Origin of the sequence: Pseudomonas sp. BF-R-30 (assembly GCF_019956175.1) — a bacterium.
GTDB classification, from domain to species: Bacteria; Pseudomonadota; Gammaproteobacteria; order Pseudomonadales; family Pseudomonadaceae; genus Aquipseudomonas; species Aquipseudomonas jessenii.
Genome location: NZ_JAHBDE010000002.1, coordinates 91,223 through 114,424, shown reverse-complemented (window position 1 = coordinate 114,424; position 23,202 = coordinate 91,223). Strand labels below are relative to the sequence as shown.

Below are 23,202 nucleotides of genomic sequence, written 5' to 3'. Positions count from 1 at the left end.
CCCTCGCCGCGATGCGCACGGCCAGGGCCACCTCCCGGGGTTACCAGGTCAGCACCGCACCCACGGCAAAGGTGTCGGTGTCTTCGTTCTGCTCGTCGGTGTCGTGGCCATTGATTTCGAACTGGTTGTACTCGGCCACCAGCTTGAGGTTGTCGTTCACGTCATGGAACAACGCGATGCCGCGGGTCTCGTAGTCCGCGCCGCTGCCGACCACGCCGTTGCCATCGTCATTGGTCTTGCCATAGGACAAGGCCAGGCGGTTCTTGCCCAGTTTGTAGGAGCCCTGCATCAGGTAGCCGTCGCTGTCGACATTGCGCAGGGTCGGCTCGCCGGCATTGTTGGTGAAAAACGGGTTGATGCCCTTGGCCTGGAAACCGGAGCCGGTGAGGGACAAACCGCCCATCTTCGCCTGCACGCCATAACCGACACCCTTGGAGGTGACGGTCTCGACCGTGGAATCAGTGTTGTCCGAGGTCTGGTAGCTGCCGTTGACCCAGCTGTAGATCTTTGCCCCCGCCAGGTCGAATTGATAGGTGACTTCGCTTTCGGTACGCGGGTTTTCCTGATAGGCCTTGCCCGTCGGGCTGCTGTCATTGGTGTCCACCGGGTCCATGATGCCGACCGCCACGCGCAGACCGTCCATCACCGGGGTGCGATAGGTTATCTGCGAGGTCGGGAACGGATACGGATAACCGGTGCCGATGTTGCCGAACGACACCCCGCCGCCATCCACCAGCCCCAACGTATCGCTGACCTGACCGTAACCGGCGAGCATTTCGTCGAGCAGGATGTTGGAACGGGCGAACAGCCCGAAGTCCTTGCCGATCAGCACCTCGCCCCACTCCGGGTTGGCCACGGTGCCGAAGAACTGCCGCACATCGATGGCGGTGTCGGTGCCGTTGGTTTCGCTGTCGTTGATGGTGACCCAGAACGAGGCACGGGCGCCGAGCTTGAGGTCGTCTACCTGCTTGCCCATGTTGAACCCCAGGTAGTTGGGCAGGAACCCCATCTTGACCCGCGACTGTCGACGGTCGAACTGATCGCCGGCGCGATCGACATCGCTGTTCACGTAGAAGGCGTTGATGTAGCCGTCGGTGGAGAACGTGGTCTGGTCCTTGTCGTACAGCATGATATCCGCCTCGGCCAGCGGGCTCAGGCCAAGGGCGGACAGGCTGGCGATGAAGGCAGGCAGAAAACGATGCGTGACGTTCTTATTGTTGTGCATGGCGCGCTCCGAAACGGGGGACTGAGTGTCGGAGGCGATTATCGAAACCTGACGGGCGGCGCCATACGCTGCCTTGGGGCTGGTTTTCAGGTGCTTTGGATTGGCTGGCGGTGTGTGACCACTACGGTGTAAGACCGCGTGTCAGTGAGGCTCGCCACTAAGGGTGTAGGCCTGTGGACCCCACTGGCGTCCACAGGAACCGGTACCGGTCAGCCGTTGGCCCTGAACAGCATGTAGCCGGCGACCACGACGCAGATGCTGGCGAATCCGACCTGCAACGCCCGCGCCGGCACCCGGGCGCAGAGCTTGCGGCCGATGATCATGCCGACGATGCTGGAGACGATGAAGGCAATGCCCGAATCGTCGATGCGCACCCCGGCATGGAACGCGCCGATCACGCCGATGCCGGAAATCAGGCTGATCACCATCAGCGACGTGGCGATGATCCCGCGCATCTGCACGTCGGTCAGTTGCTTGAAGGCCGGGACAATCAGAAAGCCGCCGCCCACCCCCAGCAATCCAGAGACCACGCCGGTTACTGCCCCGAGCGCGGCGAGGGTTGCGGTGCATTTGGCGGTCCAGGAAAAGCGCCCGGTCTGTTGATCGAGCATGCAGTTCTTCTGGCCCCAGTTGGCCTGACCATGGTCGCTGGGCCCCTCGTCCTTGCGCTCGCGGCGCAACATCCGCCCGGCCACCATGACCATCAGCAGGCTGAACAGGATCATCAGGATTTTTTCCGGCAACTGGTGGGCAAAGTAGATGCCTATCGGCGAAAACACCGCACCCAATGCCGCGATCAGCAGCGCTGCGCGATAACGCACCAGGCCATGGCGCAAGCCGTCGATGGCACCGACCGCTGCCGCACTGCCTACCGCGAACAACGCCACCGGAGCGGCCTGGGTCATGCTCCACCCCAACCCCAACACCAGGGCCGGGACCGCAAGGATACCGCCACCGGCGCCCGTCAAGCCGAGCACCAACCCCATCACTACACCAAACAGACTTGCCAGCAACATACGGAGTTCTCAGTCGACCCTGGACACACGTGTCAGCCACTCGCGGCCCTTGAGCATACCGTTCCAGTAGAACCACGGTAGCAGTGTCGCCTTCAGCCACCACGCCGAGCGGCGCGGGATCGTCGGGTCAAGGGGAAAGGTCGGCAGCAACTTGCCCGCGTACCCGAACTCGGCAAGGATCACCTTGCCCTTCTCCACCGTCAGCGGACAGGAGCCATAGCCGTCGTACTTCAGCGGCAGCGGTTGCTGCTTGCGCAAGGCCAGCAGGTTTTCGGCCACCACCACGATCTGCTTGCGCACCGCCGCAGCAGTTTTTGCATTCGTGGTGCCGCAGATGTCACCCAGCGCGAACACGCCTGGATAGCGCGGATGTTGAAGGGTGTGGGGATCGACCTCGCACCAGCCGGTGGCGTCGGCCAGCGGACTTTGGGCGATGAAGTCCGGAGAGACTTGTGGTGGCACGACATGCAGCAGGTCAAAGGTTTTTGCCTGGCGGGTAACATTGCCATCGGCATCCTTGACGTCGAACCACGCGGTTTTCGCCGGGCCGTCGACCTTGACCAGATTCGAGTTGAACGCCAACCGGGCTTTGTACTTTTCGATGTACTTCATCAGTGGCGGGACAAAGGTCGGCACTCCGAACAGTGCCGCGCCCGCAAGATTGAACTCGACGTCGATGTCGTTCAGCACACCGCTCTTGTTCCAGTGATCGCAGGACAGGTACAGCGCCTTTTGTGGCGCTCCGGCACATTTGATCGGCATGGCCGGCTGGGTGAACAGCACCTTGCCGCCGCGCAAATTCTGCACCTGGTCCCAGGTGTAGGTCGCGTGCCGATAGCTGTAGTTGGAGGTCACGCCGTGCTGGCCGAGGGTGTTCTCCAGGCCTTCAATTTTCTCCCAGGCCAGACGCAGGCCGGGGCAGACCACCAGGTTTTGATAGCCGACCGTACGCCCGTCACCGAGGGTGAGTTGGCGCTTGTCGGGATCGATGCCCGTCACGGCAGCCTGCAGCCAATGGGCCCCGCGCGGCATCACCGACGCCATGGGCCGCACGGTGTTTTCCACGTTGTAGGCACCACCGCCGACCAGCGTCCAGGCCGGTTGATAGTAGTGCCGGGAGTCGGGTTCGATCACGGTGATGTTCAGATGCGGGCTACGCTTGAGCAGGCTGGCGACAAAGCCGATGCCTGCCGTGCCGCCGCCGATGACCACGATATCTGCACTGATGGATGGGCCCCAGTGTTGATCGTTCATTGCTTGTTCCTTTTGCTGCACGCAAGGATGTTGCCAGTTTCACCACAAAACAACTGTGGGAGCGGGCTTGCTCGCGAAGGCGGTGTGTCAGTAGACATAAACGTTGGCTGACACACTGCCTTCGCGAGCAAGCCCGCTCCCACAGGTTCTGTGTGTTGACTGGCATTCAGGGTTGAACCCAGCTTTTAAGCACGGCCCCGCAATAAAGCCCGGAGAGGGTTTTCATCACCTGGATCACTTCGTGACTGGCGAGACCGTAAAAAATGTACTTGCCTTCACGACGGGTAGCGACCAGTCCTTCATCGCGCAGGATCCCCAATTGCTGGGACAGGGTCGGTTGGCGCACGCCGGTCATTTTTTCCAGCTCGCCTACGTTGCGTTCGCCCTGGGTCAGCTGACACAGGATCAACAGGCGATCCTCATTGGCCAGGGCCTTGAGCAGCGCACACGCCTTGGAGGCCGAGGCGCGCAGTTGGGCGACTTCACATTCGGTCAGACTGGATTGCATTTGCAGGATGCCTTCAACGTCACTTAAGCTGTAAACATTATGTTTAAACATATAATGTTGCAACCCATGACTGAAATTTCGCCGTCTGACTTTTCCAACCCTGCACAGGTTCGTGTCCATGCCCGCACTGATTGAAGCTTTCCTCGACCCCGCCTCCTCGACCTACAGCTACGTGGTCTATGAGGCTGATGGCGGGCAGTGTGCGATTGTCGATCCGGTGCTCGACTACGACGCAGCATCCGGGCGTACCGCAACCACCCAGGCCGACAACATCATCGCCTTCGTCCGCGCCCGTCACTTGCAAGTGCAGTGGCTGCTGGAAACCCACGCCCACGCCGATCACCTGTCCGCCGCGCCTTATCTGCGGCGGGAGCTTGGCGGCAAAATCGCCATTGGCGAGTCGATCAGCAAGGTGCAGGACGTGTTCAAGACACTGTTCAATCTGGAGCCCTCCTTTCGCGTCGACGGCTCCCAGTTCGATCACCTGTTCGCCCCCGACGAATCGTTCATGATCGGCAACCTCAAGGCGACCGCCCTGCACGTGCCCGGCCATACCCCGGCGGACATGGCTTACCTGGTCGACAGCGATGTGATTCTGGTCGGCGACACGATGTTCATGCCCGACGTCGGCACCGCCCGCTGCGATTTCCCGGGCGGCAATGCCAACCAGATGTTTGCCTCGATCCACAAACTGCTGGCCTTCCCCGCCAGCGTGCGGCTGTTCGTCTGCCACGACTACCCGCCCAATGGCCGCGCGCCCCAATGCATGACCACCGTCGGTGAACAACGCAAAAACAACATTCATGTACATGACGGGATCGATGAAGCCGCGTTCGTGGAAATGCGTACACGACGTGATGCAGGGCTGGGCATGCCGACACTGTTGCTGCCGGCGATCCAGGTGAATGTGCGGGCGGGGAATTTGCCGCCGGCCGAGGACAACGGCGTGACCTACCTGAAAATCCCGCTTAACAAATTCTGACCCTGTAGGAGCGAGCTTGCTCGCGATGGACTTGAGGGCAACGCGTTTATCCAGAAGACTCGCGTTATCGATAACGTCCATCGCGAGCAAGCTCGCTCCTACAGAGTGATCGTGTCAGTTGCCCAAAGTCAGGCCATTGGCCGGCAACGGCAGCGCGGTCTTGTACCGCACCTGCTTGAGCGCAAAGCTCGAACGGATGTTCGCCACCCCCGGCACCTTGGTCAGAAAGTCCATCATGAAGCGCTCCAGCGACTGGATGGTCGGCACCAGCACCCGGATCAGGTAGTCCGGGTCGCCAGCCATCAGGTAGCACTCCATCACCTCGGGGCGATCGGAAATCGCTTCTTCGAAATGCTGCAACGCCTCCTCCACCTGCTTCTCCAGGCTGACGTGAATGAACACATTCACATGCAGCCCCAACAGATCGGCATCCAGCAGCGTCACTTGCTCGCGAATCACCCCCAACTCTTCCATGGCCTTGACCCGGTTGAAACACGGCGTGGGTGACAGGTTCACCGAACGCGCGAGGTCGGCGTTGGTGATGCGCGCATTCTCCTGAAGGCTGTTGAGAATGCCGATATCGGTACGGTCCAGTTTGCGCATGAGACAAAACCACCTGTTTTTTATGTTTATGCAGGTTTTTTATCTGCAAATGATCTTTAGCGCAACGAAACAGAGAGAAATATTCTTCTTGGTCGGGCCTATGATTGTTGTAGGACAAGATTTCTTCTACCGAACGAAATCTGTCAGCTCACTACAAGAAATTCACAAGATCGAGCGTAGAAGCCATGACCCAAGCGTATGAACCGCTGCGCCTGCACGTCCCCGAACCCTCGGGCCGTCCCGGCTGTAAAACCGACTTCTCCTACCTGCATCTGACCGATGCCGGCACGGTGCGCAAACCCCCAATCGACGTTGAACCGGCTGACACGGCTGACCTGGCCCGTGGCCTGATCCGCGTGCTCGACGACCAGGGCAATGCCCTCGGCCCATGGGCCGAAAACGTACCGGTGGAGATCCTGCGCAAGGGCATGCGTGCCATGCTCAAGACCCGCATCTACGACAACCGCATGGTGGTCGCCCAGCGTCAGAAAAAGATGTCGTTCTACATGCAGAGCCTTGGCGAAGAAGCCATCGGCAGTGCCCAGGCCCTGGCCCTGAACATCGACGACATGTGCTTCCCAACCTACCGCCAGCAAAGCATCCTGATGGCCCGCGACGTACCGCTGGTCGACCTGATCTGCCAGCTGCTGTCCAACGAGCGCGATCCGCTCAAGGGACGTCAGTTGCCCATCATGTACTCGGTCAAGGACTCCGGTTTCTTCACCATCTCCGGCAACCTCGCCACCCAGTTCGTGCAAGCCGTGGGCTGGGGCATGGCCTCGGCGATCAAGGGCGACACCAAAATCGCTTCGGCGTGGATCGGCGACGGCGCCACCGCCGAGTCGGACTTCCACACCGCCCTGACGTTCGCCCACGTGTACCGCGCGCCGGTGATCCTCAACGTGGTCAACAACCAGTGGGCGATCTCCACCTTCCAGGCGATTGCCGGTGGTGAAGCCACCACCTTCGCCGGTCGTGGCGTCGGTTGCGGCATTGCCTCCCTGCGGGTCGACGGCAACGATTTCTACGCGGTCTACGCCGCCTCCGCCTGGGCTGCCGAACGTGCGCGGCGCAACCTCGGCCCGACCATGATCGAGTGGGTCACCTACCGCGCCGGCCCGCACTCGACCTCCGATGATCCGTCCAAATACCGTCCGGCCGATGACTGGAGCCACTTCCCGCTGGGCGATCCGATTGCGCGCCTCAAGCAGCACCTGATCAAGATCGGCCAGTGGTCCGAAGAGGAACACACCGCCGTCAGCGCCGAGCTCGAAGCCCAAGTGATCGCCGCACAGAAAGAAGCCGAACAGTACGGCACCCTTGCCGGCGGCCAGATTCCGAGCGCCGCGACCATGTTCGAAGACGTCTATAAAGAGATGCCGGAGCACTTGAAGCGCCAGCGTCAAGAGTTGGGGATCTGACATGAACGATCACAACAACCATATCGAGCTGGAAACCGCCATGACCACGACCACCATGACCATGATCCAGGCCCTGCGCTCGGCCATGGATGTGATGCTTGAGCGTGATGACAACGTCGTGGTCTTCGGCCAGGACGTGGGCTATTTCGGCGGCGTGTTCCGCTGCACCGAAGGCCTGCAAGCCAAGTACGGCACCTCGCGAGTGTTCGACGCGCCGATCTCTGAAAGCGGTATCGTCGGCACCGCCGTGGGCATGGGCGCCTACGGCCTGCGCCCGGTGGTGGAGATCCAGTTCGCCGACTACGTCTACCCGGCCTACGACCAGATCATTTCCGAAGCCGCGCGCCTGCGTTATCGCTCGGCCGGCGAGTTCACCGCGCCGATGACCCTGCGCATGCCCTGCGGCGGCGGCATCTACGGCGGCCAGACCCACAGCCAGAGCATCGAGGCACTCTTCACTCAGGTATGCGGTCTGCGCACCGTCATGCCGTCCAACCCCTACGACGCCAAAGGCCTGCTGATCGCCTCCATCGAAAACGATGACCCGGTGATCTTCCTGGAGCCGAAACGACTGTACAACGGTCCTTTCGACGGCCACCACGAACGCCCGGTTACCCCGTGGTCGAAACACCCCGCCGCACAGGTTCCGGACGGTTACTACACCGTACCGCTGGACGTTGCCGCTATCGCCCGTCCGGGCAAGGACGTCACGGTGCTGACCTACGGCACCACCGTCTACGTGTCGCAAGTGGCCGCTGAAGAAAGCGGCGTGGATGCCGAAGTCATCGACCTGCGCAGCCTGTGGCCGCTGGACCTGGAAACCATCACCAAATCGGTGAAGAAAACCGGGCGCTGCGTGATCGTTCACGAAGCCACCCGCACTTGCGGCTTCGGCGCCGAACTGACGGCGCTGGTGCAAGAGCACTGCTTCCACTACCTGGAAGCGCCGATCGAACGCGTCACCGGTTGGGATACCCCTTACCCGCACGCGCAAGAGTGGGCGTATTTCCCAGGGCCGTCCCGAGTGGGCGCGGCGTTGAAACGGGTCATGGAGGTCTGAATGGGCACGCACGTCATTAAAATGCCGGACATTGGTGAAGGCATTGCAGAAGTTGAATTGTCGGTATGGCACGTCAAGGTCGGCGACATGGTCGTCGAAGATCAGGTGCTGGCCGATGTGATGACCGACAAGGCGATGGTCGATATTCCGTCGCCGGTGCATGGCAAGGTCATTGCCCTCGGTGGCCAGCCGGGCGAAGTCATGGCGGTCGGCAGTGTGCTGATCAGCATTGAAGTCGAAGGCGCGGGCAACGTTAAGGAATCGGCGCAACCGGCACCTGTTGTTAAAGAAGCACCGGTTGCAGCAACGAAAGTCGAAACCGTGGTTGAAAGCAAACCGGTCGCTGCCCCGGCGCCGAAAGCTGCCGTATGCCAGGGCCCGATGGTTGCTCGCGAGGCCGACGAGCGTCCGCTGGCCTCCCCGGCCGTGCGCAAGCATGCGCTGGACCTCGGCATTCAATTGCGCCTGGTGCGTGGCACCGGCCCCGCCGGCCGCGTGCTGCATGAAGACCTCGACGCCTACCTGGCCCAGGGTCAGTCGAACGCTTCGGCACCGGTGGCGGCGGCTTATGCCCAACGTACCGATGAGCAGCAGATCCCGGTGATCGGCATGCGTCGCAAGATTGCCCAGCGCATGCAGGACGCCACCCAGCGCGCCGCCCACTTCAGTTATGTCGAAGAAATCGACGTCACCGCCGTGGAAGAGCTGCGCGCGCACCTCAACGAAAAACATGGCGCGACTCGCGGCAAGCTGACTTTGCTGCCGTTCCTGGTCCGCGCCCTGGTTGTCGCCCTGCGTGATTTCCCGCAGATCAATGCTCGCTACGACGACGAAGCCCAGGTCATCACCCGCCTCGGCGCGGTGCATGTCGGCATCGCCACCCAGGCGGATATCGGGTTGATGGTGCCGGTGGTGCGTCATGCCGAAGCCCGCAGCCTGTGGGACAGCGCCGCTGAAATCTCCCGTTTGGCCACTGCCGCCCGTAACGGCAAGGCCAGCCGCGACGAGTTGTCCGGTTCGACCATCACCCTGACCAGCCTCGGGGCCTTGGGCGGCATCGTCAGCACCCCGGTGCTGAACCTGCCGGAAGTGGCGATAGTCGGCGTGAACAAGATCGTCGAACGGCCAATGGTGATCAAAGGCCAGATCGTGATCCGCAAGATGATGAACCTCTCCAGCTCCTTCGATCACCGCGTGGTCGACGGCATGGACGCGGCGCTCTTCATCCAGGCCATCCGTGGCTTGCTCGAACAACCCGCGACCTTGTTTGTGGAGTAAGTCATGCAGACCCTCAATACCACGCTGCTGATCATCGGCGGCGGCCCCGGCGGTTATGTGACGGCGATCCGTGCCGGCCAACTGGGCATCCCGACCATCCTGGTGGAAGGCCAATCCCTGGGCGGCACTTGCCTGAACATTGGCTGCATTCCGTCCAAGGCACTGATTCACGTCGCTGAGCAGTTCCATCAAACGCAACACCACAGCCAGCATTCGGCCCTGGGCATCAGCGTTTCGGCGCCCACCCTGGACATCGGCAAGAGCGTGGAATGGAAAGACGGCATCGTCGATCGCCTGACCACCGGCGTCGCGGCACTGCTGAAAAAGAACAAGGTCCAGGTCGTTCAAGGCTGGGCCAAAGTGGTTGACGGCAAAACCGTGGAAGTTGGCGACACACGTATCCAGTGTGAACACCTGGTGCTGGCCACCGGTTCCAAAAGCGTGAACCTGCCAATGCTGCCGATTGGCGGGCCGATCATCTCGTCCACCGAGGCCCTGGCGCCGACATCCGTGCCCAAGCGCTTGATTGTGGTCGGCGGTGGTTACATCGGTCTGGAGTTGGGCATTGCCTATCGCAAGCTCGGCGCCGAGGTCAGCGTGGTGGAAGCGCAGGAACGCATCCTGCCGGCCTACGACGCCGAACTGACTCAGCCGGTGCACGACGAACTGAAAAAACTCGGTGTGAAGCTTTACTTGAAACATAGCGTGCAAGGCTTTGATTCTTCTAACAATACCTTGCAAGTACTTGCCCCGAACGGCGAGACCCTGAACCTGGAAACCGACCAGGTACTGGTGGCCGTCGGTCGCAAGCCGAACACCCAGGGCTGGAACCTCGAAGCGCTGAACCTGGACATGAATGGTTCCTCGATCAAGATCGACAACCGCTGCCAGACCAGCATGCGCAACGTGTATGCCATCGGTGACCTGAGCGGCGAACCGATGCTCGCGCACCGGGCCATGGCCCAGGGCGAGATGGTGGCCGAGCTGATCAGCGGTAAAACCCGCGAGTTCAACCCGACCGCCATCGCGGCCGTGTGCTTTACCGACCCGGAACTGGTAGTGGTCGGCAAGACCCCGGACGAGGCCAAGGCCGCAGGTTGGGACTGCATCGTTTCGAGCTTCCCGTTCGCCGCCAATGGCCGGGCGATGACCCTGGAGTCGAAAAGCGGCTTCGTGCGGGTGGTCGCTCGTCGGGATAATCATGTGATTGTCGGCTGGCAGGCGGTGGGCGTCGGCGTGTCGGAGCTGTCCACGGCGTTTGCCCAGAGCCTGGAGATGGGCGCGCGGCTGGAAGACATCGGCGGCACCATCCATGCACACCCGACCCTGGGTGAGGCGGTGCAGGAAGCGGCGTTGCGGGCCCTTGGCCACGCATTGCACCTGTGAATCAGGACGATCGTTGGTGTCCGTGATGGCCTCTTCGCGAGCAAGCCCGCTCCCACATTTGGAATGCATTCCCCTGTGGGAGCGGTCTTGCTCGCGAATTCTCAAGGTCAACGCGAATTATCTGTCCGTCATCCGATAGTCCGGGCTGCGAAACAGCCCAAGAATGAAGTATTGTTGTCCCCATCCAAAAAACGTCAGAAGCCTTGAACCGTTTCGACGGTTGTTCAGTGATAGAGGGTGTCATGGGTAACGAAAGCATCAATTGGGACAAGCTGGGTTTTGACTACATCAAGACCGACAAGCGCTATCTGTCGTACTTTCGCAATGGCGAGTGGGACAAAGGCACCCTGACCGAAGATAACGTGCTGCACATCAGCGAAGGCTCCACTGCCCTTCACTATGGCCAGCAATGCTTCGAAGGCATGAAGGCCTATCGTTGCAAGGACGGCTCGATCAACCTGTTCCGCCCGGACCAGAACGCCCTGCGCATGCAGCGCAGCTGCGCCCGCCTGCTGATGCCGCAGGTGGAAACCGAGCAATTCATCGAAGCCTGCAAGGAAGTGGTCCGCGCCAACGAGCGTTTCATTCCGCCGTACGGCACCGGCGGCGCGCTCTACCTGCGCCCGTTCGTGATCGGCGTGGGTGATAACATCGGCGTGCGCACTGCACCCGAGTTCATCTTCTCGATCTTCTGCATTCCGGTTGGCGCCTACTTCAAGGGCGGCCTGACCCCGCACAACTTCCAGATTTCCAGCTACGACCGCGCCGCGCCACAAGGCACCGGTGCCGCCAAGGTCGGTGGCAACTATGCCGCCAGCCTGATGCCCGGCTCCAAGGCCAAGAAAGCCCACTTCGCCGACGCCATCTACCTGGATCCGATGACCCACACCAAGATCGAGGAAGTCGGTTCGGCCAACTTCTTCGGGATCACCCACGACAACAAGTTCGTGACCCCGAACTCGCCATCGGTACTGCCGGGTATCACCCGTCTGTCACTGATCGAGCTGGCCAAGACCCGCCTGGGTCTGGAAGTGGTTGAAGGCGACGTGTTCATCGACAAGCTCTCCGACTTCAAGGAAGCCGGTGCTTGCGGTACTGCCGCGGTGATCACGCCGATTGGCGGCATCGACTACAACGACCACCTGCACGTGTTCCACAGCGAAACCGAAGTCGGCCCGGTCACCCAGAAGCTCTACAAAGAGCTGACCGGTGTGCAAACCGGCGACATCGAAGCGCCAGCGGGCTGGATCGTCAAGGTTTGACCTGACGCCAGACGCACAAAAGCCCCCCATCGGGTGACCGATGGGGGGCTTTTTGTTTGCATAGTACTGACGAACCCACCACTCCCCAGTGGGAGCGAGCTTGCTCGCGATGACGGCATTGCATTCAACACAGAAACAACCGGAATACACGTTCGTCAGTCAGCGAATGTTCCCGAACTCCGCCGAACCTGCGGCAATTTGCGAAACGTTGACATTACCCTCAACCACCAACGGCAACCCGATTCCAAACCGCGTTCCAAACTCCTTGCGCCCCAACGCCGTCAACGCCAACGCCCGACTGTCCAGATCCTGGGTCACCCACTTGCGCTTGAGCGCCGTTTGCAGCAACGCCGCGCCAAGCGACCCACCCAGATGTGGCCGACGCATGCTCCAGTCCAGGCACGGACAGGCGAAACGACGGCGCAAGGTGCTCAAGTCCTGCGTCTCGATCCCGAGCCCTTGAAACATTGCCGTACCGCTGTCGCTCAAGCGATAGGCCTGTTCGTCGGTTTCCTCAAGCCAGCCCGCTTCAAGCATCCGGTCATGCAGTAGCACGGCCAGGGTTCCCGCCATGTGGTCGTAACAGGTGCGGGCAAATTGCAGGCGATCCGGGGTCCGTGCCCGGAAGCTCGGCGCGGTGTTCTGGCCGATCACCATCAGTGCCTCCAGGGCCTGGGCCACGCGCTTGTCCGCCAGGCTGTAATAGCGATGACGCCCCTGAACGTGCAGCCGCACCAGCGCCAGCTCCTTGAGCTTGGCCAGGTGGGCACTGGCGGTCGACGCGCTGACTTCGGCCACCGCCGCCAGTTCGGTGCTGGTGCGGGCATGACCGTCCATCAGCGAACAGAGGATTTTCGTCCGCGCCGGCTCAGCGATGGCTGCCGCCACCTGCGAGACGCCGATGTCGTGTTGTTCTGCGCTCATATTTCGCTCCCGGACGAATCAATGCCCTTTCGGACTGGAGATAGTAGCAACACTTTCCAACAACCAAAGGCTGTGCCCATGGACCCGATCATCGCTGCGACCCATGCCGATCCTTATCCCTACTACGCACAACTGCGTGCCGACGGTGGGCTGGCTTTTCATCCGGGGCTGAACATGTGGGTGGCCAGCAGCGCCCGGGCGGTGGCCGCCGTGCTGGCGCATCCCGATTGCCACGTTCGCCCCGCGCAGGAGCCAGTCCCCAAGGCGATCGCCGACGGCATGGCCGGCCAGGTGTTCGGCCAATTGATGCGCATGAATGAAGGTGAACGCCAGCGTTGCCCACGATCGGCGATTGTGCCGGGGCTGGAGTTGATCGATGCGCGGGAAGTCGAGGCCCTGGTCAGCGCCCGATTGATGACCGCCGATGCCGCTGGCCTGTACAACGCCATGTTTCGCGGACCGGTTTGCGTGGTGGCGGCGTTGCTGGGGTTCACCCCGGCTCAGGGCCGCGCCATCAGTGAGTTGACGGCGGATTTCGTCGCCTGTCTGTCACCCTTGAGTGACGCGGCACAATTGACCGCCGCCCACGCTGCCGCCGAACAATTGAGCGGTTATTTCATCGAATTGCTCGACGATCCGTACAACCACAGCCTTTTGCTTGCAGGTATCGGCCAGCGCTTCGCCTGCGGCGCGCCGCAAACCCTGATCGCCAACCTGATCGGCCTGTTCTCCCAGACCTTCGAGGCCACTGCCGGGCTGATCGGCAACGCCGTGCTGGCATTGATTCAACATCCGTCGTTGCGCAGCGAATCACCCCCGGTCGAAGACCTGCTGGCCGAAGTACAGCGCTTCGACCCGCCGGTACAGAACACCCGCCGCTTCGTCGCCGCCCCCTGCGAAATTGACGGGGTGAGGCTGAACGCCGCAGACGTGATCCTGGTGCTGCTGGCCTCGGCCAATCGCGACCCCCAGCTCAACGACAACCCCGACACCTTCCTGCTCGACCGCCCGAACCGGCGCAGCTTCACCTTCGGCGCGGGGCGCCATCAATGTCCGGGGCAACGGCTGGCGTTGAGCATTGCAGGCGCCACGCTCAAGCAGCTTCTGGCGATGAGGCCGACACTGGACCATCTGAAGCGGGAATACCGCCCCTCCACGAATGGACGGATTCCACTGTTCCGTGAATGACCGGAAGCCGTTCAAGCAACGCGGAGTTCGACGGTCAGGTGGGACAGTTCATGGACCGGCGCCAGGCGTTCGCGAATGGTGTCGGCACTGACATTGGCCGCCGCCACAACGCTGACAATCGCGGCCCGCGCCTGGGGGCCGACCTGCCAGACATGCAGATCGCTGATGCGCACATCGTCCGACGACTCCAGCAGTTCACGAATCTCGTCGGCGACGTGTGTATCCGTGACATCGAGCAACACCGCTGCGCTGTCACGCATCAGTCCAACGGCCCATTTCGCGATCACGATGGCGCCCACAATGCCCATCACCGGGTCCAGCCACACCCATCCCAGATAGCGCCCCGCCAGCAACGCGGCGATCGCCAGCACTGAAGTCAAGGCATCGGCCAGCACATGGACATAGGCCGAGCGCAGGTTGTTGTCGTGATGGTGATGATGGCCGTGCTCATGGCTGTGGCCATGATGGCCGTGGTCGCCCGCCAGCAAAAAGGCACTGGCGATGTTCACCGCCAGCCCCACCACCGCAATCACCGTCGCTTCGGTGAATGCCACGGTCGTTGGCTGAAACAGGCGATAAACGGATTCACCGGCAATGCCGATCGCCACCAGCCCCAGCACCATGGCCGAGGCAAAACCCGCGAGATCCCCGACCTTGCCGGTGCCGAAGCTGTAACGCGCGTTGTTGGCATTGCGCCGTGCAAACCCATAGGCCGCCGCCGCGATGCCCAAGGCCCCGGCATGGGTGGCCATGTGAAAACCATCGGCCAGCAGCGCCATGGAACCGGTGATGTAACCGGCGGCAATTTCGCCAATCATCATCACAAACGTCAGCGCCACCACCCATAAGGTGCGTCGGGCGTTTTCATCATGGGATGCGCCGAGAAAGACATGGTCGTGAGAAAAGCGCGAAGCCTGTGGTGTCAGTGTCATGGAATTCAGGCCTCTATTTGGCATAACGACGGATGGCCAGCAACAGGTCTTCTACGCCCTGGGCGCGATCTTCATCGCTCAGGTCCGGATGGGCCACGTGCTCGCGGGCATGGGCGTCGATGAACTGCTCCAGCAGACCATTGACCGCGCCCCGGATGGCGGCCACCAGATGCAGGGTCTTGGCGCAATCGGCATCGGACTCAAGCGCTCGCTCCACGGCTTCCACCTGCCCGGCAATCCGCCGCACCCGCTTGATCAAGTCATCCTTGTGTTCGTGAATGTGTGCCATACCTATACCCCCTACCCCTATATGGCACCTATGGTCGCCGATAGTGCGGAGCCTGGCACGGCACAACCCGATGACGGTCGGTTTGGCGTGACATCGATTTTCGCCGGCCGGTTGGCCGCTGAGCATTTGGGTTCAACACCCCCTGCTGCCCGGCTGGATTAGTTACACCGGGTTAAAACAGTCATGACGGGCAGTGCGTTTATCCCGCCGGCCTTTCTCCATAGAGTCACCAGGATCATGGTGAACAACGAGGTTCGATCGATGCAAACCCAACTGGACAAGTCACTGAGTGTTTTTGCGCGGGCAGACCTGCTGCAAGGTCCCACACCCATTCAGCGGGCTGCGCGACTCGAACAGCTGCTGGGCCTCGACAAGCAGGGTATCGGCCTGTTTCTCAAACGCGACGACCATATGTTGATCGGCGCGGGCGGCAACAAGCTGCGCAAGCTTGAATTCCACATCGGCGCAGCACTGCAAGCCGGAATCGATACGATCATTACCGTGGGCGGCATCCAGTCCAATCATGCCCGTCTGACCGCCGCAGTGTGCGCCCGGCTGGGCATCGCCTGCGAGCTGTTCCTGACCCGGGCCGTGGCCAAGGCCGAGGTGGATTACGAGCTCAATGGCAATGTGCTGCTCGACCAGTTGTTCGGCGCGCAGATGCAGGTGTTTGCCGGCGGTACCGACTCACTGGCCAAAGCCGAGGCCAGGGCGGCGCAGCTTCGAGACTCCGGGCACAAGGTCATGGTGCTGCCAACCGGTGGCTCGACGCCCCTGGGCAGCCTCGGTTATGCCCGCTGCGCAGCGGAGATCGCCCAACAAGAGGCCGAACTGCAACTCAGGTTCAATCAAGTGGTGGTACCCAATGGCAGCGCCGGCACGCATGCCGGGCTCGCGGCGGGTTTCCGGTTGCTGGGCCGGGGTACGTCCGTGGTCAAGTCGTTCTCGGTGTTGTCCGACCAGGACTCATCGGCGGCGAGAACCCTGCAACTGACCCGCGAGACATTGGCGCTATTGGGCAGTAGCGCCGAGGTGCGGGCTGATGAGCTGGTGATTGACGGCAGCCAGCTGGGTACCGGCTATGGGCTGCCAACCGCCGCCATGCAAGACGCGGTACGCCTGATGGCGCGTGCCGAAGGCCTGCTGGTCGACCCGGTGTACTCCGGCAAGGCGTTTGCCGGATTGCTGGCCGACCTGCAGCAAGGGCGCTTCGTCCCCGGGGACAATGTGCTGTTCATCATGACCGGCGGAACACCCGGCCTGTATGCGTACCGGGAAACGTTTCAGGCCTGACGGTCAATCATCCCGCGTCAGCACTTCCAGCAATTCGATTTCGAAGATCAGGTTCGAGTTCGGCGTGATCTTGCCCATGGTGCGTTCGCCATAGGCCAGGTGCGCCGGCACCCGCAACTTGCGCTTGCCGCCGACCTGCATGCCCATGATGCCCTGGTCCCAGCCCTTGATGACCCGCCCGGTGCCGATCACGCACTGGAAGGGTTTGCCACGACTGTACGAAGAGTCGAATTCGGTCCCGTCCTCCAGCCAGCCACGGTACTGGGTGGTGATCAGTGCGCCTTTTACGGCGGCTTTTCCGTCACCCACCTGAAGATCGATTACCTGAAGCTCGTCATTCATTGATTTCACTCGTATGCTCACTCGCCCTCTAGGGCCTGATGCGCGCCGTTTTCCCAGATTTGTCCTCGATTGGCAACCATTGCCGCCTCCGCGCGCGACGTTTAAAGCGGTTTGCTGAACTAAAATAATCAACAATTACCCGTACGGTTCTCCGCCCTGATGGCCACCCCCGAATGAACCTGCTCTGGACCAGCGTCCTCCTTGGTTCAATGACGCTCAGCCTGATCGTCGTGCTGGCTTGGCGCGAACGCTATCTGCAAAAGCGACTGGCAGAGTATCGCGCGATCATCAATAGCCTGTCCGAAGGCCAGAACATCCACAAGGATGACGACACCGAGCGCTTCAAGCGCAGCCAGTATTTCGCTCGTATCGGCACCTGGGACTGGGATGTCGACACCGACCGGTTGTACTGGTCAGATGCCATTTTCGGCATGTTCGGCTTCAAGATCGGCGAAGTGGCGCCCTCTTACGCCCTGTTCTGTTCCTGCGTGCATCCGGAAGACCGGCTCAGGGTTCGGGCCGGCGAGCTGCGTTGCCTGGAAACCGGCGAAAACCATGATGAGGAATACCGCGTGGTGTGGCCCGACGGAACGATCCGCTGGCTGCGGGAAACCGGCAACGTGGTCAAGAACGACCACGACGAAACGATCAAGATGATGGGCGTTGTGCGCGACATCACCGAAGAAAAGGCCTCGGCCAACTACCTCAAGCACCTGGCCCATTACGACCCGTTGACCGGCCTGCCCAATCGCCTGGTGCTCGAAGAGCGCCTGTCCGAAGCCCTGGAGTTGGCGCGCACCAGTGCCACGCGGGTGGCGCTGGTGTTTGTCGACCTCAATGGCTTCAAGGCCATCAACGACCGCTATGGGCATGCGGCCGGCGACCGCGTGCTGGTCACGACCGCCACGCGGCTCAAGCGCATCCTGCACGGCACCGACACCGTCGCCCGGATCGGCGGCGACGAATTCGTGGTCATCCTCCAGGACCTGCCCCAAGGCAAAAGCCTGCAAGATGAAGCGCGCACCATCTGCCAGAAAATCTTCGTCGAACTCTCCCCGCCCGTCACCCTCGGCAACGACCAGCGCCACATCGGCACCAGCCTCGGCGTCGCCGTGTTCCCCGATCATGCGCCGAGCATCGACCGCTTGCTGCACATTGCCGACCTGGCGATGTATGAGGCCAAGCGCAGCGGGAACAATCAGTATCGGTTGGGCACCGAGAGCCTGGTGCGGGCACACAGCGAATAGCGCTTCGTGCATACCAACAATGCAATTAACCTATCGATGCCCCTGCTCCACTATCCGCCCCAGCAAGAACCGTGCGCCGGGTCCTTTGTGAATTCATGTCGCCCCAGAGCAAGCAGTCCCTAGCGGTTGGTGAAACAGGGCCGCCACTCCCATAAATGGGGGACTACACCCACTCAACCGGGTGTTTACCACCTAGTTTGAGGAATATCCCCACCCTACACTTCACCAAAAAGACACATTTTGAAACAACTTACTTATTACTCAGTATCTTCCTCATCCATGGCCCGACGGTTGCATAGCCCCTTGCAACGCAGGCAGATGCTGTCACCAACCGGGGATGGCGGGTTTCGCCGTTGCGCTATGTCGCGAGGGGAACCTCATGAAAATCATTGCATCGCCGTTCAATTCGTTCCGCTCCTTAAGGGTTTCGGGCGCAGGCTCTGTACTGTTGATCACCTTCAGTCTGTCCCCGGTCAACGCAGCACCGCTTGACGATGTCAGCCCGCCGCCGCCAACAGATCCTTCGGCGTATACCAATCCGCCGACCGACTTCAAGGCCGCGCTGGATGCCCTAAAGGCCATGCCACCCGCCAACCAGGGTTCCATCGCCTTGCCCAATGGTGGGTACGGCACCCGCACCACGCCAACGACCGACAACGTGCTGCCGCCAGCCCTGCAGACATCCTTCAAAATCCCCACCAACGGCAAGCCCAGCCCGTTGTTCGGGGCCCAGCCGTACACTCAGCAACTGCTGCTGTTCGAAGAATTCGGCACGGAAAAACTCGACCCGACACTGCCGCCGCCCACCCTGACCTTCCCGGTTCCGATCGTCGGCCCGGCGCCCACGCAAGACCCGAACAACATCGCCCGCAGCGGCCCTTCGGCCGCGGCGCTGGAAGCCTTCATGCGCCAGCCGGGGCTGTACCCGTTTCCGGCGCAGTATTCCAACGTGCTGGACCGCAACCCGTGGAAAGCGCAGATCGAAGCCTTCCTCAACCGCCATCCGGTGGGCTCGCCGGCCGAAGGCCGTCCGCCAGGAAAAGGCTGGTCGCACCAGCGCTGGAACGAGTTCTACCCTCAGGTCGCCTTCAAGACCGCTCAAGCCGGCGCCAAGCTCAACGGCGGCATGCGCGACCGCCGGCAGTTGCACAACTACGCCGTCGGTGAATTCGGGCCGGGCGGGCTCTACAACCAGACCTCGGACACCCCGGTCATAACAGGCACCACCAAAGGTATCGACACCCGTTTTCACCCCAACATGCCGATTCAGAACCACAAGGCGCTCTGGACTTTCGACGGCACCTTTCCGCCAAAACTGCTGATGGTGCGGTACGGCCAACCGGTGCTGATGCGCCACTACAACGCCCTGCCGATCGATCCGTCGGCCAACATGGGGTTCGGCCTGCACACCCTCAGCACCCACGAACACAACGGTCACTCCCCGGCCGAAAGCGACGGATTTTCCAATGCGTTTTTCTTTCCGGGGCAGTACTACGACTATCGCTGGCCGATCCAGTTGGCCGGTTACGACACCATCAACACCAGCGCTCAGGATCCGCGCGCGGCATTCCCCTGCGCCCCGGGCGAAACCCTGTTCGTCAACGATGCCACGCCGGGCCTCAAGACCTGCGACAACGGCAGCATCAAGATCCGTGGCGACTGGCACGAAACCATGAGCACCCACTGGTTCCACGACCACATGCTCGATTTCACCGCGCAGAACGTCTACAAGGGCAACGCGGTGATGATGAACTACTACAGCGCCATGGATCGCGGTAACGAAGCGTTTGTAGACGGCGTCAACCTGCGCCTGCCCAGCGGTTCGGCGTTGCCCTGGGGCAACCGCGACTATGACGTCAACCTGCTGCTGGCCGACAAGGCCTGGGACGCCAATGGCCAGCTGTGGTTCAACCCGTTCAACACCGATGGCTTTCTCGGCGACCAGCTCCTGGTCAACTGGCAGTACCAGCCGCGCCTGAAGGTACGGGCGCGCAGCTATCGTTTCCGCATCCTCAACGGCTCGGTGTCGCGCTACTTCAAGATCGCGCTGGTGCGTGAAATCGTCGGCACCGGTGGCGAATTCCCCGGCCCGACAGGTTCCGGCCTGTCCTATACCCGCGTGCCGTTCCACTTGATCGCCAACGACGGCAACCTCATGGAACACGCCGTGCCGTTCGACGGCAGCATGGACCTGGACGCTGACGGCGACCTGCAGGACCACAACGCCATCCTGCCCACCATGGGCATCGCCGAGCGTTACGACATCATCGTCAACTTCGCAAAAAACGGGATCAGCACCGGCGACAAGCTGTATTTCGTCAACCTGATGGAGCACCACGACGGCAAGGGGCCGGAGAGTTTGCCGCCGAGCCTGGCCGATGTCCTGTCCGGCAAGTACAAAGCGGTGCTCAAGCTGGGCAGCAAAGGGCTGGAGTGGGACGCCGGCGACCCGGTGGTGGGCAAGTTCCTGCAACTGCTGGTACAGCCTTATGCCGGCCAGGACGTGAGCATGAACCCCGCCGACTACGAACCCGCCAAGCCGGGCAAGGCGATGGGTAAAACCATGCTTCCGCTGACCCTGAACCGTGACGACCCGACGGTGCAGGCCAAACTGAAACTGGCGCGCCATCGCGAGTTCATCTTCGGCCGCTCCGATGGCACCGACGAAGCCCCCTGGACGATCAAGACCGACGGCGGTTTAGGCTACCAGATGGACCCTCGAGTCATCAGTGCCGCTCCGCAACTGGCCAACGGTCCGACCGCTGCCGGGTTCTCCGGTGACGGCACCCTGGAAGTGTGGAAAATCAGGAACGGCGGCAACGGCTGGAACCACCCGGTGCACGTGCACTTCGAAGAAGGGATCGTCCTCAAGCGCGACGGCATGGCACCACCGGAATGGGAAAAATGGGCACGCAAGGACATCTATCGCATCGGCGAGGGCATCGACAGCTCGCAGGACGTGGAAATGGCGATCCGCTTCCGTGAATTCGCCGGGACCTACATGGAGCACTGCCACAATACCCAGCACGAGGACACCTCCATGCTGCTGCGCTGGGATGTCGAGCACCCCGGCCAGTTCCAGTTGATGCCAACCCCCCTGCCCGGCTGGGACGGCGTCAACTACGTCAACTCCGCCGCGCTGCCGACCTTCCGCACTGGCGATACACGTGTCGAGGACCCCGATAACCAAAAACCGGTCGCCAACGCCGACAACGCCATCAGTAACACCGGCCAACCGGTGATCATCAACGTGCTGGCCAACGACAGCGACCCTGACGGTAACGTGCCACTTAAAGTGGTGGGGCTGGAGCAACCGGACTCCGGCAAGGGCGTGGTCAGCACCGATGGCCTGCGCGTGACCTACACACCACCGGCCACGGTCCCTGCGCCGTTCACCGCGACCTTTACCTATAGGGCCGCCGATGCCAAGGGCGCCGAGTCGGCACCGGCGACGGTGTCCGTGGCGGTCTCGGCACCAATCAACGAGAACCTGATCGTCACCAGCGCCACCGTCACCGCCCGCAGCAACAGCCGCTGGTATTGGGTCCTGTCCGGCACCACCTCCCGTGGCACGGGCAATACCATCACGGCGACGGCCACGACCACAACCGGTACGGTGAACCTTGGCGCCGCCGTCCTGACGCCTACAGCCACAGGCGCGCGCTGGAACATAGCGGTGACCACCGCCGGCAGTGGCCCGTCGCCTGGCCCGACGGCGACCATCAAATCGGCCTTCGGCAAAACCGTGACGGTGCCGATAAAGGCGAACTGAGTACAACCAGGCGTTGGCGATGAGGGCCTCATTGGGGCCCTCTTGCTAAAAAACTGACAACTTACCTGGCTGTCAAATCTCCAGAAGACCGGCATTTCAAGCTGTAGCTCGGAGCCAGAGTTTCCATTGTCGGCGGACAAATGACCGTTATGGGTCGGTTGCAGACCTTCAGGACAGGCAGCAATCGGCTGAAGCGGTCATTCATCAACACTCATGTCTTAGGCCGACTGCCTGCGTATAGCGAGAATGGCAGCACCAAATCCGATGAACGTTACCCCCACCACCCGGCTAACCCAGCGGGACAGTTCGGGTCGTACCAGCACGCCCTTGGCGCGCGAGGCCAGCGCGGCATACAGGCTCAACGACGACACTGAGAGCGCCATGAAGATCGCGGTCAGGATCAGAAATTGCGGGAACAAAGCTGCGCCTTGATCGATGAACTGCGGGAACAGCGCCGTAAAAAACAGAGTCGCCTTGGGGTTGGAGAGCGCGGTAAAAAAAGCCGACCTGTACAGCTTTAGGCGTGTGGGCCGCAGGCTCTGCCCCTCCTGAATGCCATCAGCCAGCAGCGGCGTCTTGTTGAGCAGCTGCCTCACCCCCAGGTAGAACAGATACCCGGCGCCGACGATCTTTACCATGTTGAACAACCCTTCGGAGCTGGCAAGCAGCGCCCCCAGCCCCAGCATCGCAGCCGCCGACAGGCAGAACAGGCCACTGGCATTGCCCAGCGAGGACCACATCGCGCTGCGTTGGCCATGGGCGAGGCTGTTGTTGATCGCCATCAATGTCGCAGGCCCCGGGCTGGCGATGGCAATCGCGGCGACCAGGGTAAAAGCCAGCATAGTGTTCGGGTCCATGGTTCCAGGCTCGTAGAAAATTGAGGGCATACTACCGAAGGTTTCGTTGCCTGATGAGGCAAAATACTCTTCACCTACAGGAGCAATCGGAGCCCTGCCAGCGACCCCACAGCAATCGCGACGGTGAACAGCATCGGCAAGCGCCACGCTGCAACCAGTGTGATGCCCAATGCGATCAACTCTTCAGGATGAGGCGAGACAAAGTGTGGAGCGATCACCGAGATCAGCACGCACCCCGGTGCTGCCTCCATTACCGCGCGGGCACGCGGCCCGAGCTTGCGTTTGCGCAGCAGCAGATAACCCGTCAGGCGTGTCGCATAGGTGGCTGACGCCATGCCCACAATCGTCAGCAAAGCTGCCATG

General features: G+C 61.6%; 21 protein-coding genes. 10 read left to right on the top strand and 11 right to left on the bottom strand.

What is annotated here, in order from left to right; genetic code table 11:
- Positions 1–40: 40 nt before the first annotated feature.
- The 4 genes from KGB20_RS01370 to KGB20_RS01355 all read right to left on the bottom strand — a co-directional run bounded on the left by KGB20_RS01370 (position 41) and on the right by KGB20_RS01355 (position 4,003).
- Positions 41–1,225, bottom strand: coding sequence for a porin (locus KGB20_RS01370; protein ID WP_057715207.1), 1,185 nt, complete (start codon positions 1,223–1,225; stop codon positions 41–43).
- A gap of 209 nt (positions 1,226–1,434) precedes the next feature.
- Positions 1,435–2,241, bottom strand: coding sequence for a sulfite exporter TauE/SafE family protein (locus KGB20_RS01365; RefSeq protein WP_154908890.1), 807 nt, complete (start codon positions 2,239–2,241; stop codon positions 1,435–1,437).
- Between the two features lie 9 nt (positions 2,242–2,250).
- Complete coding sequence (locus KGB20_RS01360) at positions 2,251–3,495, bottom strand: FAD/NAD(P)-binding oxidoreductase (protein ID WP_154908889.1); 1,245 nt, start codon at positions 3,493–3,495, stop codon at positions 2,251–2,253.
- 166 nt (positions 3,496–3,661) lie between these two features.
- Positions 3,662–4,003, bottom strand: a complete 342-nt coding sequence (locus KGB20_RS01355; RefSeq protein ID WP_007976596.1) for an ArsR/SmtB family transcription factor — start codon at positions 4,001–4,003, stop codon at positions 3,662–3,664.
- 118 nt (positions 4,004–4,121) lie between these two features.
- Here KGB20_RS01355 and KGB20_RS01350 point away from each other — a divergent pair, with 118 nt between their 5' ends.
- Complete coding sequence (locus tag KGB20_RS01350; RefSeq protein WP_154860166.1) at positions 4,122–4,985, top strand: MBL fold metallo-hydrolase; 864 nt, start codon at positions 4,122–4,124, stop codon at positions 4,983–4,985.
- 114 nt (positions 4,986–5,099) lie between these two features.
- Here KGB20_RS01350 and bkdR read toward each other — a convergent pair whose 3' ends face one another.
- Positions 5,100–5,588: a Bkd operon transcriptional regulator BkdR gene (gene bkdR / locus KGB20_RS01345; protein WP_007976593.1), complete on the bottom strand. Its 489-nt coding sequence runs from the start codon at positions 5,586–5,588 to the stop codon at positions 5,100–5,102.
- Positions 5,589–5,773: 185 nt separating this feature from the next.
- On the opposite strand from bkdR, the gene KGB20_RS01340 reads away from it, so the two are divergent.
- The 5 genes from KGB20_RS01340 (at position 5,774) to KGB20_RS01320 (ending at position 11,995) form a co-directional block, all read left to right on the top strand.
- Complete coding sequence (locus KGB20_RS01340; protein WP_154860167.1) at positions 5,774–7,009, top strand: 3-methyl-2-oxobutanoate dehydrogenase (2-methylpropanoyl-transferring) subunit alpha; 1,236 nt, start codon at positions 5,774–5,776, stop codon at positions 7,007–7,009.
- 1 nt (position 7,010) lies between these two features.
- Positions 7,011–8,069, top strand: coding sequence for an alpha-ketoacid dehydrogenase subunit beta (locus tag KGB20_RS01335; protein ID WP_154908888.1), 1,059 nt, complete (start codon positions 7,011–7,013; stop codon positions 8,067–8,069).
- Positions 8,070–9,347, top strand: a complete 1,278-nt coding sequence (locus KGB20_RS01330; protein ID WP_057715214.1) for a dihydrolipoamide acetyltransferase family protein — start codon at positions 8,070–8,072, stop codon at positions 9,345–9,347.
- 3 nt (positions 9,348–9,350) lie between these two features.
- Positions 9,351–10,733: a dihydrolipoyl dehydrogenase gene (gene lpdA / locus KGB20_RS01325; protein ID WP_057715215.1), complete on the top strand. Its 1,383-nt coding sequence runs from the start codon at positions 9,351–9,353 to the stop codon at positions 10,731–10,733.
- Positions 10,734–10,975: 242 nt separating this feature from the next.
- The gene (locus tag KGB20_RS01320) at positions 10,976–11,995 is read left to right on the top strand and encodes a branched-chain amino acid aminotransferase (protein WP_053158498.1); all 1,020 of its coding nucleotides are present in this window, start codon (positions 10,976–10,978) and stop codon (positions 11,993–11,995) included.
- A 159-nt stretch (positions 11,996–12,154) separates the two neighbouring features.
- Here KGB20_RS01320 and KGB20_RS01315 read toward each other — a convergent pair whose 3' ends face one another.
- Entirely contained in the window at positions 12,155–12,919 is a 765-nt protein-coding gene (locus KGB20_RS01315; protein WP_154860169.1) for an ArsR/SmtB family transcription factor, read from the bottom strand.
- Positions 12,920–12,997: 78 nt separating this feature from the next.
- Between KGB20_RS01315 and KGB20_RS01310 the strand changes: the two genes are divergently transcribed.
- Entirely contained in the window at positions 12,998–14,107 is a 1,110-nt protein-coding gene (locus KGB20_RS01310; protein WP_154908887.1) for a cytochrome P450, read from the top strand.
- 11 nt (positions 14,108–14,118) lie between these two features.
- Here the strand turns inward: KGB20_RS01310 and dmeF are convergent, their stop codons facing one another.
- Both dmeF and KGB20_RS01300 read right to left on the bottom strand, forming a co-directional pair.
- Complete coding sequence (gene dmeF, locus KGB20_RS01305) at positions 14,119–15,039, bottom strand: CDF family Co(II)/Ni(II) efflux transporter DmeF (RefSeq protein WP_154908886.1); 921 nt, start codon at positions 15,037–15,039, stop codon at positions 14,119–14,121.
- 13 nt (positions 15,040–15,052) lie between these two features.
- Positions 15,053–15,328 (bottom strand): metal/formaldehyde-sensitive transcriptional repressor, encoded by a 276-nt coding sequence (locus KGB20_RS01300; RefSeq protein ID WP_057715220.1) that lies wholly within the window; start codon positions 15,326–15,328, stop codon positions 15,053–15,055.
- A 261-nt stretch (positions 15,329–15,589) separates the two neighbouring features.
- Between KGB20_RS01300 and KGB20_RS01295 the strand changes: the two genes are divergently transcribed.
- Positions 15,590–16,621, top strand: coding sequence for a D-cysteine desulfhydrase family protein (locus KGB20_RS01295; RefSeq protein ID WP_154908885.1), 1,032 nt, complete (start codon positions 15,590–15,592; stop codon positions 16,619–16,621).
- A 3-nt stretch (positions 16,622–16,624) separates the two neighbouring features.
- On the opposite strand, the gene KGB20_RS01290 is transcribed toward KGB20_RS01295, so the two are convergent.
- Positions 16,625–16,963, bottom strand: a complete 339-nt coding sequence (locus tag KGB20_RS01290; RefSeq protein WP_154860172.1) for an FKBP-type peptidyl-prolyl cis-trans isomerase — start codon at positions 16,961–16,963, stop codon at positions 16,625–16,627.
- Between the two features lie 173 nt (positions 16,964–17,136).
- Between KGB20_RS01290 and KGB20_RS01285 the strand changes: the two genes are divergently transcribed.
- Both KGB20_RS01285 and KGB20_RS01280 read left to right on the top strand, forming a co-directional pair.
- A complete protein-coding gene (locus KGB20_RS01285; protein WP_154908884.1) occupies positions 17,137–18,210 on the top strand; it encodes a sensor domain-containing diguanylate cyclase in 1,074 nt (357 codons plus the stop codon).
- A 379-nt stretch (positions 18,211–18,589) separates the two neighbouring features.
- A complete protein-coding gene (locus tag KGB20_RS01280) occupies positions 18,590–21,982 on the top strand; it encodes an Ig-like domain-containing protein (protein ID WP_154908883.1) in 3,393 nt (1,130 codons plus the stop codon).
- 218 nt (positions 21,983–22,200) lie between these two features.
- Here the strand turns inward: KGB20_RS01280 and KGB20_RS01275 are convergent, their stop codons facing one another.
- Both KGB20_RS01275 and KGB20_RS01270 read right to left on the bottom strand, forming a co-directional pair.
- Positions 22,201–22,839 (bottom strand): LysE family translocator, encoded by a 639-nt coding sequence (locus KGB20_RS01275; RefSeq protein WP_154862304.1) that lies wholly within the window; start codon positions 22,837–22,839, stop codon positions 22,201–22,203.
- Positions 22,840–22,913: 74 nt separating this feature from the next.
- On the bottom strand, positions 22,914–23,201 hold the full coding sequence (locus KGB20_RS01270; protein WP_263286826.1) for an AzlD family protein: 288 nt from the start codon (positions 23,199–23,201) through the stop codon (positions 22,914–22,916).
- Position 23,202: the final 1 nt, after the last annotated feature.